The sequence below is a fragment of the Pseudohalioglobus sediminis genome, assembly GCF_008370495.1.
Taxonomy (GTDB): domain Bacteria; phylum Pseudomonadota; class Gammaproteobacteria; order Pseudomonadales; family Halieaceae; genus Halioglobus.
Map to the genome: position 1 here is coordinate 280,839 of NZ_VTUX01000001.1, position 14,049 is coordinate 294,887.

The 14,049-nt window shown below is 61.0% G+C and carries 15 protein-coding genes; 5 read left to right on the forward strand and 10 right to left on the reverse strand.

All coding sequences use genetic code 11. The features are described from left to right. The first annotated feature begins 144 nt into the window (after nt 1-144). Nucleotides 145-501: a 6-carboxytetrahydropterin synthase QueD gene (gene queD, locus F0M18_RS01220; RefSeq protein ID WP_149610082.1), complete on the forward strand. Its 357-nt coding sequence runs from the start codon at nt 145-147 to the stop codon at nt 499-501. Between the two features lie 430 nt (nt 502-931). Here queD and F0M18_RS01225 read toward each other — a convergent pair whose 3' ends face one another. After that, nucleotides 932-1,525, reverse strand: coding sequence for a TetR/AcrR family transcriptional regulator (locus F0M18_RS01225; RefSeq protein ID WP_149609560.1), 594 nt, complete (start codon nt 1,523-1,525; stop codon nt 932-934). Between the two features lie 89 nt (nt 1,526-1,614). On the opposite strand from F0M18_RS01225, the gene F0M18_RS01230 reads away from it, so the two are divergent. From F0M18_RS01230 to F0M18_RS01240, 3 genes are read left to right on the forward strand one after another with little or no spacing between them, the layout of a single operon-like run. Beyond that, entirely contained in the window at nt 1,615-3,330 is a 1,716-nt protein-coding gene (locus tag F0M18_RS01230) for a GMC family oxidoreductase (RefSeq protein WP_149609561.1), read from the forward strand. A 17-nt stretch (nt 3,331-3,347) separates the two neighbouring features. Continuing rightward, nucleotides 3,348-4,796, forward strand: coding sequence for a coniferyl aldehyde dehydrogenase (locus F0M18_RS01235; protein ID WP_149609562.1), 1,449 nt, complete (start codon nt 3,348-3,350; stop codon nt 4,794-4,796). 5 nt (nt 4,797-4,801) lie between these two features. After that, on the forward strand, nt 4,802-5,425 hold the full coding sequence (locus tag F0M18_RS01240; RefSeq protein ID WP_149609563.1) for a LysE family translocator: 624 nt from the start codon (nt 4,802-4,804) through the stop codon (nt 5,423-5,425). Nucleotides 5,426-5,432: 7 nt separating this feature from the next. On the opposite strand, the gene F0M18_RS01245 is transcribed toward F0M18_RS01240, so the two are convergent. Next, nucleotides 5,433-5,759 carry a DUF3301 domain-containing protein gene (locus F0M18_RS01245; RefSeq protein ID WP_149609564.1) on the reverse strand — a complete coding sequence of 109 codons (327 nt, stop codon included), beginning with the start codon at nt 5,757-5,759 and terminating at the stop codon, nt 5,433-5,435. A 70-nt stretch (nt 5,760-5,829) separates the two neighbouring features. Beyond that, a complete protein-coding gene (locus F0M18_RS01250; RefSeq protein WP_149609565.1) occupies nt 5,830-6,630 on the reverse strand; it encodes an alpha/beta fold hydrolase in 801 nt (266 codons plus the stop codon). A 30-nt stretch (nt 6,631-6,660) separates the two neighbouring features. On the opposite strand from F0M18_RS01250, the gene F0M18_RS01255 reads away from it, so the two are divergent. Then, nucleotides 6,661-7,455: a hypothetical protein gene (locus tag F0M18_RS01255; protein WP_149609566.1), complete on the forward strand. Its 795-nt coding sequence runs from the start codon at nt 6,661-6,663 to the stop codon at nt 7,453-7,455. On the opposite strand, the gene F0M18_RS01260 is transcribed toward F0M18_RS01255, so the two are convergent. The 7 genes from F0M18_RS01260 to F0M18_RS01290 all read right to left on the reverse strand — a co-directional run bounded on the left by F0M18_RS01260 (nt 7,452) and on the right by F0M18_RS01290 (nt 13,989). Beyond that, complete coding sequence (locus tag F0M18_RS01260) at nt 7,452-8,453, reverse strand: HupE/UreJ family protein (RefSeq protein WP_149609567.1); 1,002 nt, start codon at nt 8,451-8,453, stop codon at nt 7,452-7,454. The genes F0M18_RS01255 and F0M18_RS01260 overlap by 4 nt on opposite strands. Next, a complete protein-coding gene (locus F0M18_RS01265; RefSeq protein ID WP_149609568.1) occupies nt 8,450-9,382 on the reverse strand; it encodes a peptidyl-prolyl cis-trans isomerase in 933 nt (310 codons plus the stop codon). The genes F0M18_RS01260 and F0M18_RS01265 overlap by 4 nt, the downstream gene beginning before the upstream one ends. 45 nt (nt 9,383-9,427) lie before the next feature. After that, nucleotides 9,428-9,985 (reverse strand): nitroreductase family protein, encoded by a 558-nt coding sequence (locus F0M18_RS01270; protein ID WP_149609569.1) that lies wholly within the window; start codon nt 9,983-9,985, stop codon nt 9,428-9,430. A 72-nt stretch (nt 9,986-10,057) separates the two neighbouring features. Then, a complete protein-coding gene (locus F0M18_RS01275; RefSeq protein WP_262500790.1) occupies nt 10,058-10,870 on the reverse strand; it encodes an FkbM family methyltransferase in 813 nt (270 codons plus the stop codon). Further along, complete coding sequence (locus F0M18_RS01280; RefSeq protein ID WP_149609570.1) at nt 10,867-11,052, reverse strand: hypothetical protein; 186 nt, start codon at nt 11,050-11,052, stop codon at nt 10,867-10,869. The genes F0M18_RS01275 and F0M18_RS01280 overlap by 4 nt, the downstream gene beginning before the upstream one ends. Before the next feature lie 3 nt (nt 11,053-11,055). Further along, a complete protein-coding gene (gene glpK, locus F0M18_RS01285; RefSeq protein ID WP_149609571.1) occupies nt 11,056-12,546 on the reverse strand; it encodes a glycerol kinase GlpK in 1,491 nt (496 codons plus the stop codon). A gap of 15 nt (nt 12,547-12,561) precedes the next feature. After that, nucleotides 12,562-13,989 (reverse strand): aldehyde dehydrogenase family protein, encoded by a 1,428-nt coding sequence (locus tag F0M18_RS01290; RefSeq protein WP_149609572.1) that lies wholly within the window; start codon nt 13,987-13,989, stop codon nt 12,562-12,564. Nucleotides 13,990-14,049 lie beyond the last annotated feature (60 nt).

The following is a 14,049-nucleotide window of genomic DNA, read 5'->3' on the forward strand; positions in this document are numbered from 1 at the left end:
TGTCAAACGTTCGCAGCAAAAAACATTTCAATATCCTGGAAATATTAAAACCGTTGATTTTAGTAGTAAAATCCGCGCTTGAGCGGGCGCGAGACGCAGTTAATGAAGCGCGCCCTGAGCCCCCTTCCCGAGCAGGTACCGGACATGGAGATTTACAAGGAATTTCACTTTGAGGCGGCGCATCGACTGCCCAACGTACCGGAGGGCCACAAGTGCGCGCGCTTGCACGGTCACTCATTCCAGGTTCGCCTGAGTGTCGTCGGTGAGGCCGCAGAACCCAGCGGCTGGGTCATGGACTTCGCCGATATCAAGGCGGCCTTCAAACCGATCTACGATCAACTTGACCACTACTACCTGAACGACATTCCCGGGCTGGAAAATCCGACCAGTGAGAACATCGCGCGGTGGATCTGGCAACGCTTGAAACCAGAACTGCCTGCGCTCGACAGGATAGAAATTCGTGAGACATGCACCAGCGGTTGTGTATACAAGGGCGACTGAAATATTCCGGTAACACTGGTAAAAACACTTGACGAATTCGCTGGTGCTACAAATACAGGGGTCTGCTGAAAGGCACTTCAGGGGTGCTGGGCAAAACTGTAACAAACTGTTTCCAAAAAACCGCTCGAGTTACTTCCAGTAGCACGACAAAGAATGTTATACACACGCACCGGGAGCTGATGCCGCTAAGGCTAAGTTACCCGTCTATTCACTGCCAAGACTTTAAATACCGCATGTATCTATATGATATTTAAAGACTTATTGCTATTGCTCACTTTTTAATCAATTTGTAACAAAGGCTTTGGTGCGGGCATTTGCAGCCCGGTTAAACACTTTACCCACCGAGTTATCCACAGAATCTGTGGAAAACTAAGGCGGTCTGTTACGGAAAATCCCGCACTGCACAACTCAGGTATTCCGCGTCTGCAGATCAGCCCAGACCACTGCCCAGAACACGCTCCAGGTAGGCGCGAATTTTCGCTTTTGAGGTCAGCTCCAGGCCCATGTCCGGGAACAGCACCATGGAAACCGCGAAGCGCATCACCACGTCGGTGGCGAACCGGGTGTCGACCTGCCCGGCAATTTCACCCGCGTCACGGGCCTGCTCTATATGCGGCGGCCAGAATGCGACACTGCGGGCATAGAATCCCGGCGACAGGTACATCATGGCAACCGTTTCCGGCTCAGTCTGCGCCAGGCTGGCATAGATACCTTCGGCCGCGTCCTTGCGCCCCATCACCACGGCATAGGTCACTTTATCCACCAAAGTAGGCAGCTTCTCCATGGCTGACTCTGTGCGATTGAGAAAGGCTTCCTGTAATCGTGCAAACACGGACTGCACCAGGCTGTCCTTGTCACCAAAGTAGCGGTAGATCGTGCCCCGCGACATCTTCCCCACCCTTGCCACCTCGCCCACCGAGGTGCGGCGTATCCCGTAGCGGCGTATACACTCCTCGGCCGCGTCGAGGATGCGGCCGATCATGGGGTCATTGTGGTCTACTGCGGTGAACTGCCCTGCACTCAAACGCCCGGCCTCTCTTGAATCACGATAGCGATTGAACAATAATCAGTAATTGTTCAATTGTCTATAGCCGCAGCGTTGGAGAGCGCATCATGAGTGAGCCAACAAACAAGTACGACTACATCATCGTCGGTGCCGGTTCGGCCGGTTGCGCACTGGCTTATCGACTGTCGCGGGAAGCCAGTCGCCGGGTATTGCTGCTGGAGGCCGGAGGCAAGGACTCCTTCCCCGCGATCCATATCCCGCTGGGTTTCGCCTTCATGATGAAAAACCCGAAGGTCAACTGGTGCTATGAAACCGAGCCCGAGCCCAATATGCACAACCGGCGCATCGCGTTCCCGCGCGGCAAGGTGCTCGGTGGCTGCAGCTGTATCAACGGTATGGTTTATATAAGAGGGCAGAAAGAGGATTACGACGGCTGGGCCGCTATGGGGAACGAGGGCTGGTCCTATGATGAGGTACTCCCTTACTTCAAGCGCTCCGAACACAAGGTGGAAGGCCCCAATGAATACCACGGCTATGGCGGGCCGCTCTGGGTAGAGCAAATCGCGCTGGATGAAAAACTGGAATTGGCGGACATGTTCGTACAGGCCGCGGTGCAGACCGGCCTACCCTACAACGAAGACTTCAATGGCAGCAGCCAGGAAGGTGCCGGTGATTACCAGCTCAATATTCGTCGCGGGAAACGCCAGAGTGCAGCGCGCACTTTCCTGGAGGCCTGCAAACAACGCCCCAACCTGACCATCGTTACCGGAGCCCTGACTGAAAAAGTGCTGTTGCAGGAAAACCGCGCCACCGGGGTGCAGTACCGCGTGGAAGACAAAAAGGGTAACGCGACATCCGTACAGGCGCTGGCTGCCAATGAGGTCATTCTCTGCAGCGGCGTAATCAATTCGCCACAACTGCTGGAGCTATCCGGTATCGGCCAGCGCGAACACCTGGAATCACTGGGCATCAAGGTGGTGAAAGACCTGCCCGGTGTTGGCGAGAACCTGCAGGACCACCTCACTATCAACGTGCAGCAGGGAGTTGAAGGGGTCAACACCTTCTACCAGGAGACCCGACCGCTGGCGATGCTGGGCAACCTGGCAAAGTACTTCACCCGCGGCAAAGGCTTACTGGCGCATCCCGCCGCGCAGGTTGGCGTTTTCTTCCGCACTGATGACCAGGCCAAAACACCCAACGCGCAAATTCATTTCGCGCCAGCCGCCAGCGAGCAGGATCGCAAGGGCAATATGAAAACCAGCCCCGGCACCACCGCAACGGTATGTAACCTGCAGCCCGAGAGCCGGGGCAGCGTGCACATCCGCAGCACCGACCCGACCGAGGCTCCGGCTATTCGCGCGAACTATCTCGACACCGAACGCGACCGCAATGTGATGATTGGCGCGCTGCGCCGGGTGCGGGAAATCTTTCGTGCGCCGGCATTGGCGCACCGGCTGAGCAAGGAGTTCCTGCCCGGCGACAGCGTGCAAAGCGACGCGGACCTCCTGTCCTACATACGCGCCGAGGCCGAGTCCGTGTACCACCCTGTGGGCACCTGCAAGATGGGCAATGACGATATGTCGGTAGTCGATGCGCGCCTGCGGGTTCACGGCATCGAGGGACTACGCGTCGCTGATGCCTCGATCATGCCCGTTATCACCGCCGGCAATACCCATGCACCCGCGGTCATGATTGCCGAGAAATGCGCAGACATGCTGCTTCAGGACGCCGGACTCAAGGTCACTCTGCCCACGGAGCTTGCAGAGAGCGCACCGCAGGACCCGGTCACCACCCCGATCAAAGCCGTCGCCACCAACAACTGAATTCCGGAGAACATGCCATGAACGCACCGACCACTGCCAACACCGCCGAAGGTGAACTCAATCGAATCCTGGAGACCCAGCGCGCCGCCTTCCGGGCCGAGGGCCCGGTGGCCCTCGAGACCCGCATAGACCGGATCGATCGTTGCATTGCCCTGCTGGTGGATAACCAGCCCGCAATCTGCGAGGCGCTGAACAAGGATTTTGGCTGTCGCTCCGAGTACGCCTCGAAGATGATGGAAATCATGAACTCCGTGGGCAGCCTCAAGTTCGTCAAGAAAAACCTCAAAAAGTGGATGAAGCCCGAGAAGAGAACGCCACTGGTGCCGATGAACTTCCTCGGGGCAAAAGCGTATGTCCAGTACAAGCCCAAGGGCGTGGTCGGCATCATGACGCCCTGGAATGTGCCGGTAAACATGATCTTCAGCCCGCTGGCCGATGTGCTGGGTGCGGGTAACCGGGCCATGATCAAGCCCTCGGAATTCACGCCACACACGGCCGAGCTGATGCAGCGCCTGTTTGCGCAGTATTTCGAGGAGTCCGAGGTCTGCGTGGTGACCGGAGGCCCGGAAGTGGGCGCCGCATTCAGCAGCCTGAAGCTCGATCACATCATCTTCACCGGTGCCACCGGCATCGGCCGGCTGGTGATGCGAGCCGCGGCCGAAAACATGGTGCCTGTGACGCTGGAACTGGGCGGCAAGTCCCCCGTGGTGATCTCGGAGAAGGTCGATATCAACAAGGCGGCGGAGTCGATCATCACCGGCAAGGCGATGAATGGCGGGCAGCTCTGTGTGAGCCCCGATTATTGCTTTGTACCCCAGAGCAAGCTGGAAGCGTTCATCCGGCGCTGTCGCGATGTCATCGCGGAACAGTTCCCCACTGTGCAGGGCAACCCGGACTTTACCGCCTGTATCAACGAGCGGCACTTCGACCGGGTCAAGGCGTACATCGACGAGGCGCGGGAAAGAGGCGCCAGGGTCATCCCCCTGTGCCCGGAAGGCGAGGCATTCTCATCGCGGGAAGAACACAAGATTGCGCTGCACCTGATTATCGACCCGGATGATGACCTGGCCTGTATGCAGGACGAGATCTTCGGCGCCGTGCTCAACGTCAAGTCCTACCATGAACTCGATCCGGTGCTGGAATTCATCAATGACCGCGAACGCCCCCTGGCGCTCTACTACTATGGTGACGACAAGGCGGAGATGCAGCGTGTCCTCGACGAGACCATTTCCGGTGGTGTGTCCATCAACAATGTCGCCATGCACGTGGCCTGCGACGACCTGCCCTTCGGTGGCACCGGCCACAGCGGCAGCGGCAACTACCGCGGTTTCGACGGCTTCCGCACCTTCAGCCACGCGCGCGGTGTGTACAAGGAGGGCTGGGTAAACCTGGCCAAGCTCGGCGGCACGCTGCCACCCTTCGGCGAGAAAATTGATAAGATGCTGGCCTCGCAAATCAAGAAGTAGCGTCTATGGAGCCAACGCAGTGGCTGTCGCTGTTCAGCATCTGCCTGCTCGGGGCCATGTCGCCGGGCCCCAGCCTCGCCGTGGTGGTCAACGCGGCACTGCAGGGAGGGCGAGGCCACGGTATCGTCGCCGCACTGAGTCACGGTGTTGGCGTGGGGCTCTACGGCCTGCTGACCGTGACCGGGCTGGCGGTTTTGATTGCGCGTTCGCCGAATGTGTTCCTGGCGATGCAACTGGCGGGCGCCGTTTATCTGGCCTACCTCGGCGTGCGCTCCCTGCGCAGTGCGGGAAGCGGCCCGGTGCAGGCACCTGATGAGCCCGCTACTGGCAACGCCCGTGCCGCCGCCATCAATGGCTTTCTGGTGGCGTTCCTCAATCCCAAGCTGGCGGTTTTCATGCTGGCGCTGTTCGCGCAGTTCTTGCGCCCGGAAGCAGGCGTCATGGAAAAAGGCATCATGGTTTTGACCGTGGGGGTGACCGACGCGGCATGGTATGTGCTGATGGCCAGCCTGGTATCCCATCCCGCTTTCCTGGCGCGACTGCGGCGCAGCGCCGCGCTGATCGATCGCGCCTTCGGTATCATTCTTATCCTGCTGGCGCTGAGCGTCGCCATCAGGGCCCTGTCCTGAAGGCGGCTCAGTGCACCACGCGGGGCCGTTCACTGACGACCAGCGCCTGCATTTGCTTGCCGAGCATGATGACATGCCCCTGGCGGCGCTCGACACCGTCGAGACTGTAGTCGAAACGGTACTGTCGCCAGATTCGCCAGCGCCCCTGCTGGTCGCGGCTCAGCGACAGGCGCTGGATGTGGACGGACTGATCGAGCAGTTGGAAGTCGTCCCGCGAGCTGGCGCGGATAACCTGTTGTAGCGCCAGCTCCCGCACCCGGGTTGCCGCCAGGAAATGCAGCACGACAGCGCCGCACAGCAGCAGTGCCAGAACCTCGCCCAGACTCAGATACACGCATTAACCCCGTCAGAAAAAACCGTTAGCTTACTGCGCCTGCAACACGGCGTATACAACTGCGACATCATCAGCCGCGTTCACCGGGCAGCAGCACATCATCGAGGAAGCGACCCACAATGCGGTTGAACAGGTCGGGTTGCTGCGCATGTAACCAGTGCCCGCAGCCAGGCATCACCTTGACCTCGGCGGCGGGAAACAGCGCCAGCACCTGCTCGCGATGCGCCTCGCGGATGTAATCGGAATCCCCGCCCTTCACCAACAACACCGGGCCGGGGTAGGCTGCGGTAACATCGGGCGCCGCCCTCAGCGCCGCGTAATCGCGTTTGATGCCGTCCACGTTGAAACGCCAGCGATAGACGCCATCGTCCCCTCGCGCCAGGCTCATCAGCAGGAACTGGATAACGTCCTGCTCCCGCAGATGCTCCGCCATGACCTTGGCCGCCTGCTGCCGAGAGCGACACTCCCCGGCCAGCACCGCGTCCAGTGCGGCGAAGACCGCGTCATGATGCGGCGGGTAGGTTACGGGAGCGATATCCGCCACCACCAGTGCAGTTACCTGCCGTGGCGTGGCGAGCGCGAGTTCCATGGCCACCTTGCCACCGAGGGAATGACCGACAAAGGCCGCTTTATCCAGGCCCTGCTCCTGCATCCAGTCCCCTACCGCTGCCGCCAGCGTGGCCAGGTCCAGAGATTCGGTCCACCCGGAACGGCCGTGGTTGGGCAGGTCCAGGCTGAATACCTGGTATCGATCAGCCAGCGAGCGCTCCAGGGCACCGAGATTATTGCGATTACCAAACAGGCCGTGGAGTAACACAATGGGGGAACCCTGGCCCGCGGTGCTGTGAACAATGAGAGATTTTGCTACCATGCGGGCCACTATAACGGATTGGATTCGAGCATGCGTGTATTTGATTTGAGTGGCCTGCGTTACCTCACCCTATTGGTTTTGGGCCTGCTCATAGCCGGCTGTGCCGGTACCCCGACGTACAACCCGACCACCTTCCCCTTCGAGCTCGACGAAGAAAAACTGGCGGCCAGCAATATACGCACGGTGGTCATCCCACACGTCAACCTCGGCACGCCATCGCGCAATTACCTGGAGAGAGAAGCACCTCGCATCGACGGCTTTGTCAGCAGCTATCTCAAGGCCAACGGCTACAAAGTGATCGACCAGCGTGAGTTCAAGCAACTGTGGAGCGTGGGCACGCGCGCATACGGTGACCCGGTAGATCCCACCTCCGGCCGCGTCAATATGAAGACCTTCGCCCAGATCATGGAAAGTGTGCGCGATGAACTGGTGCAGAAGCACCAGCTGGATGCCTTCGTATTTACCGACCTGGTGGAACTGGAAGTGCCGTTTTCCGGCGGCATCAAGCACCTGGCACGCTGGGACGGCGTCAGCCGCAAGCCGCCGCTGCAGGGCCCCGGATCCGGGGTCACTGCCGACTTTGACTGGAACACACCCGCCGCTGTCGCCTCACTGCAGGTCAGCATCTTCAATGCCGACCTGCAGCGGGTATTCTTCAGCCGTGGCGGGCTGGACGCAACCGACGCCATCGACACCCGTTCCTCCAGCGGGCGCTTTACGCGCCGCCGCAACATGCTGGAAAACGAGGATTTTGTGATGGAAGGCGTGCAACTGGCCTTCCACCCCCTGATTGAAATGAAAAGCTGGCCCGGCAACCCCGACTAGGCCAGTACTTCCAGGCCGCGTTCTATGCACCAGAAAGCCGAGAGGCAGCCAAGCACATAGATCGGTATCCAGCGCAGGCGCTCCTGCCATGGGGCCAGGGGCTTGCGCACTACCCACCACAACGCCAGCATCGCGACAATAAAGGCGATCTGTCCCAGTTCAATACCGATATTGAAGAACAGCAGCGCCAACGGCACGTTGTCCTGGGGCAGGCCGGTCTCCGCGAGCGCCCCGGCAAAACCCATACCGTGCAGCAGGCCGAAACCACCGGCGAGCCACCAGGGGTGGCGCCAGAGCAGGTCGTTGCGCCCCTCCCGCGTCAGCTCCACGGCCAGCACGAAAATACTGAGGGCGATGGTGAACTCCACCAGCGCCACCGGATAGTCGAAAAAGCCCAGGGTCACCAGCGACAGGGTGATGCTGTGCCCCAGGGTGAACGCGGTAATCGTCCACAGCAGGCGCGCGCCGCCCCCCACCAGCAGCAACAGGCCCAGCACGAACAGCAGGTGATCGATGCCGCCCCAGATATGCTCAATGCCGAGATAGGTGTAATCGCTCACCACTTCACCGGCGCTGGACTCCGCAGGAATCACAAAGGAGGACTGCTCTGCATTCAACACCTGCTGGTACTGGCGCCCGTCCTGCAGGCTGACCATGACCATTGCCGAGGCCTGGTTCGGCCCCAGGCCGTCGACACCTAGGGTCTCACCGACCAGCCCGTCATCACCCAGGCCGGTGCATGACATCTGCCAGCTGGATACCCTGCCGGTGCCTTCGGTCTGTGGCGCACTGGCCTGGGTCACTTCGCAGCGCTCAGGCCATACCGGGCGCAGCGGTACGCTGCTGGTCGCCTGTACCGGCGTTTTCCACACCATGTGATACTGGCCGGGCGCAATTTCATTGACCTTCAACAGGGACGGTGCAAACCGGTGCGCCTGCGCAGAGAAACTGAAACACAGGCACAGCACCAGTGCCAAGGCAGTTCGGCAGTACGTCATTGGATCACCTCGTATTCTTCGCGCAGGGCTGCAATGCTGTCTGCAAGTGCCGCCGCCCGCGCCCGGGAGGCCAGGTCACGTTGCAACAACTGGCGCACCTCATCGAAGCGTGCGTCACGGCTGGGTTCAAACTCGCTGACATAAACGTAGTGCAAGCCGTATGTGGATCGAATGGGCCCGGCCCACTCTCCCGCTACCGGGTTGGCCTGTTCCAGGTTGAGTAAGAATGCCGCACCGAAATGCCGCGCCAGCTGGTCCGGCGTCTGGCTGTTGAAACGGTACCCCGGCAGGAATGGGGAGCTCAACTCGCGCGCGCTTTCCGGTGTTAACTGGCGCGCCTGGATCTCGCCGATAATCGCGTCGACCTCTGCTTCACGCTCACGATTAATATAGACATGCTCAATGGAGTACCGCGGCGGGCGGCGCAGTTCCTCGCGCCGGCTCTCGAATTCCGCGCGCATTTCCTCCTCGGCGGGCTCAGCCGGAGGATTGGCTGCGAGCATGAGTTGCTCGACCACCTGGATCATGCGCCGCTTGACGACCTCGTCACCGAGGTGCAGGCGCATCTCCAGCGCCTGCTCATACAGTTCCTCGTCGCTCTTGCCCTCGGCGAGCTGCAGAAAATGCATATTGCGCAACAGGCGCTGGTGTATCACCGGATCATACAGGTGCAACTCCAGCTCCAGGGCGCGCTGGAACATCACCTCACGATCGAGCTCGGCATCGACCATCCGCTGCATCTGCTCCTCGCTGGGCATGCGGCCCACAGTAGCAAACCACTGCTGCTGCAGGGCTTCCACCCTGGCCTCAGGCAAGGGGCCGATCACCGTTGGCGGCTCGGGAAACAGCACACCCCTGGCCCAGAACAGCAGGGCACCCGCAACCACAAAATGTATCCACGGCCGCTTCAGCCTGGACAGAAAACGCATAATGAAACTCCTGACAATCAGCCCTGTGCGATGAGTACGGTTACCTCACCAGGTCTGCAAAAAATCTGCGGGCGACAGCGCCGGCAGCGGTTTGGCGGGTCCATCCCGGGTGCCCAGGTAAATCAGGCCGGCAATTTCCTCGCCGGACTGCAAGCCCAGGCCACGATGCACGTAGGGATCAAAAGACGATTTGCCGGTGCGCCAGATTCCGGCGTAACCAAGCGCTTCGGCCGCGAGCAATAAACCGTGGGCAGCACAGGCAGCAGACATGCGCTGTTCCACCGGCGGCACCTTGGGGTGCTCGAAAAAACGGGTGATCACCACCACAATCAGCGGCGCCCGCAGTGGTGCGCAGGAGGCCTTGTCCAGGGCCGCTGCATTGGCGTCCGGCTCACGCCGCAATAGTGCTTCACGCATCAACTCACCCAGGGCCTGGCGACGTTCGCCGCTGATACTGAGAAAACGCCAGGGCCGCAGGCGCGCATGATCCGGGGCGCGCATGGCCGCCAGCAACATCTGCTCGAGCTCTTCGGCGCCGGGGGCTGGCGCCACCAGGCGGGACGCGGAATTGCGTTGTTGCAGGAAATCCAGCTGTGCGTTCATGTTCGACATCATCAATTAGCGGGCGAATATCATACCAGCTGGCGCGAGGTTTGTGCCCCGTGTGGCATCGTATTATGGCGCCTGTCCCACCAGGATATTCATAAAGCCGGCATCCCCCGGCACGGCGTCCACGTCATCGCACCATTGCGCCAGCTCAGCAGCGCTGCTGGCTACCAGTCGATGCGCCACGTGGTCGATAATCCACAACGGCTGTCGCAGTTGCGCCAGCAACTCGATGAGCGCGCGGCCGCTGGCACCGCCCTGGCGCAGGGACAGCGGCGTCAGCTCGACAATCAGTGCCGGCGTTTCGGCCGGACTCTGCAACAAGGGCATCAGCCCTTTGACTACAGCGTATTCCGAACCCTGGGTGTCAATCTTGACCAGATCAACGCGGGACACCCGTGCACCGAGAAATTCACTGCCATTGAGCAGGGTTATATCGCTTGCTGCCCGGCGCTCATCGGTGGCAAAAACCTGGTGATCACCGAGGTTGTCCGCGCTGAGATACAGCGTTGCCGTGCCGGTGTAATCTGCCAGGCCGGCCTCTTCAGCCTGCACAATGGCGTCGAAACCGTTGGCGTGCACGCTGGCGCACAGCAGGCGGTAGTTGTCGGCATCGGGTTCGAAGGCGTACACCCGCCCACCGCCGCCTACGCGCGTGGCGGCCAGCACAGAGAAGTAGCCGATATTGGCGCCCACATCGACAAACACATCACCCGGCTGCAGCAGGCTGAGCACCAGCTCACTCTCATAGGGCTCCCAGATACCTGTTTCCCGCAGCCGCTGTGAAACAAAGCGATCGCGCTCGCCATGGACATACAGGGAAACGTGCGCCGTCAGCCCGGGAACATCAAGGGACACACACTGGTGCGAGAGCTTGCTCAATGGGCTTTTACCCGGGTCTTATCACAGCGACTGCAGCGATAGACGGTGACCAGGCGACCCTGCTTCACATCGAACTGCTTCGCTTTATCCACCACCCACTTGTGGTGGCCGTGGCGGCACAGCGTCTTGCCCCGGTGCTTCTCCTTGAGCCCCGGCTTGCGGAAAGGAATCACGTCAGCCATGGGTCAGAGCAATGTGCGCTTGAGCGCCTCCTCCCAGGATGCCTGCCGCCTGCGTCTCGCCGTCGCATTCATGGCCACCGAAAATTCGCGTTCTGCCTGCCAGATTTTCTTGATCTCGGCGGGCGTCTTCCACAGGCCTACACCCAGCCCTGCCAGGTAACAGGCGCCGGCTACCGTGGTCTCGATGACCTGGGGGCGAATGAGTTTGCGACCCAGCACATCTGCCTGTGTCTGCATCAGCAGGTCATTGGCGGCAGCGCCGCCATCCACGCGTAGCGGCTTCATGCGCTTGCCGATATCGGCTTCCATGGCACGCAGTATGTCGGCATTCTGCAGCGCCATGGCATCCAGCGTGGCGCGTGCGATATGCCCGCGCTCACTGCCCCGGGTCAGCCCGCTCAGCGTGCCCCGGGCTTCCGGTGCCCAGTGTGGCGCGCCCAGGCCAGTCAGGGCGGGTATAAACTCAACGCCACCATGATCCGGAACCGTGCGCGCCAGCGACTCCACGTCGGCCGCGCGCTTTATCAGCTGCAGTCCGTCGCGCAGCCACTGTACTGCAGCCCCGCACACAAACGCCCCGCCCTCCAGCGCATACACCGGCTTACCGCGCTCGCCCAGCTGCCAGGCCACCGTGGTCAGCAGGCCCGCCTTGGAATGCAGCAGTTCAGCGCCGGTATTCATGACGATAAAAGAACCGGTGCCGAAGGTGCACTTGGCATCGGCCGGCGCAAAACAGGCCTGGCCGAAAAGCGCGGCCTGCTGGTCGCCGGCCACGCCGGCGATGGGAATGCCATCGGGCAAACCCGGCACATTACGCGTATGTCCCAGCACCGCACTGGACGGCACGATTTCCGGCAGGATGGCTTTCGGCACGTCGAACAGTTCCAGCAGCTGGCTGTCCCAGCGCCGGGTTTTCAGGTTCATCAGCGAGGTGCGCGAGGCGTTGGACACGTCGGTCACGTGACGCTCACCCGCCGTAAGTTGCCAGATCAGGTAACTGTCGACAGTGCCCGCCGCCACGCGACCCTCACGCCGCAGCCGGCCCACGCCGGGGGTATTGTCGAGCAGCCAGCGAAACTTGCTGGCGGAAAAATACGGGTCGAGAAGCAGCCCGGTTTTACGGCGTATCATTTTCTCGTGCCCGTCGGCCTTCAGTTGCTCACAGAAGGCCGTGGTGCGCCGGCACTGCCAGACCACGGCATTGTTCAGCGCCTCACCGTTATCCCGGTCCCACAGCAGGGCGGTCTCGCGCTGGTTGGTGATGCCAATGGCAACGATCTCCGAGGGCTTGCAAATCCCCTTGCGCAGCAGCGCACGGATACACTTCACAACCGAGCTCCAGATATCGGCCGGGCGGTGATCCACCCAGCCCGGCTGCGGGTAAAGCTGGGGAAACTCGCGATTGACGCTGGCGCGAAGCTTCCCCGCCGAATCCATCAGGGCGACGGTACTGCCCGTCGTACCCTGGTCTATTGCCAATACGAACTCGGCCATGGCATTGCCTCCCGCTTACTCGCCGAAACCTTCCACCGCCTTGATTTCCAGGAAGTCGGTGAAACCGTGCGCGCCCCACTCGCGCCCGTTACCGGACTGCTTGTAGCCGCCAAAGGGCACGTTGTAGCCGCCCGAGGCACCGTTGATATGAATATTGCCGGCGCGGATGCGGGCAGCCACGCGGCGGGCGTGATCGACGTCATCGCTCTGCACATAGCCGGCGAGGCCATAGGGCGTATCGTTGGCTATGCGGATCGCCTCTTCCTCGCTGTCGTAGGGAATCATCGTCAGCACAGGGCCGAAAATTTCCTCGCGGGCAATGGTCATCTCGTTGTTCACTTCGGAAAACACGGTCGGGCGTACGAAATAGCCTTTTTCCAGGCCCTCGGGACGACCCGGTCCACCGACCACCAGTTTGGCACCCTCCTCGATACCCTTTTCGATCAGGGCCTGGATCTTGTTGAACTGCACCTCGGAGACTACCGGCCCCATGGTGGTGTCTTCGCTGGCGGGATCTCCCACCACCACGGACTCACTGACCCTGGTCGCGATCGCCTCGGCCTCTGCCAGTTTGTCAGCGGGAACCAGCATCCGCGAAGGGGCGTTGCAGGACTGGCCGGTGTTGTTGTACATGTGCAGCACGCCACGGGTTACCGCCGCTTCAAGGTCGGCATCGTCGAGCACGATATTCGGCGACTTGCCGCCCAGTTCCTGGGTCACGCGCTTTACCGTGGGCGCGGCATTCTGCGCCACCTGGGTGCCGGCACGGGTGCTGCCGGTGAATGACATCATATCGACGTCCGGGTGCCGCGACAGGGCCGCGCCCACCACCGGCCCATCGCCGTTGACCATATTGAAAACACCGGCAGGCACGCCGGCTTCATGCATGACTTCAGCCCACAGGTAGGCCGAAAGCGGGGCCACTTCACTGGGCTTGAGCACCATGGTGCAGCCCACCGCCAGCGCCGGCGCGACCTTGCAGCCGATCTGGTTAACCGGCCAGTTCCAGGGTGTAATCAGGCCGCAGACGCCGATCGGCTCCTTGAATACACGGTGCTCACCGAGATCTTCCTCAAACTCGAAATCGCGCAATACCCGCAGGGCCTCCTCCAGGTGGCCCAGGCCGCAATGCGCCTGTGCACCCACGGCCAGGGTCTGCGGTGCGCCCATCTCCTCGCGAATGGCTTCGGCTATGTCGTTATAGCGCTTCTGGTAGGCGGCAACGCAGGCTTCCAGCAGTTCAATGCGCTCCTGCCTGCTGGTACGACCGTAACTCTCGAAGGCGGTTTTTGCCGCGGCAACTGCCAGGTCGACATCGGCCTCGGAACCCATGGAAATGACCGCACAGGCTTCTTCGGTAGCAGGGTTGATCACCTCCAGTTCCTGGGGTGTCACGGGGTCTACCCACTGGCCGTTGATGTAAAACTTTCTGTAGTCGCGCATGGTTTATCTCCCACTTGGCTCGGTTGTCGAAAAAAAGAGCCTAAGTGTAGCATCGCCGAC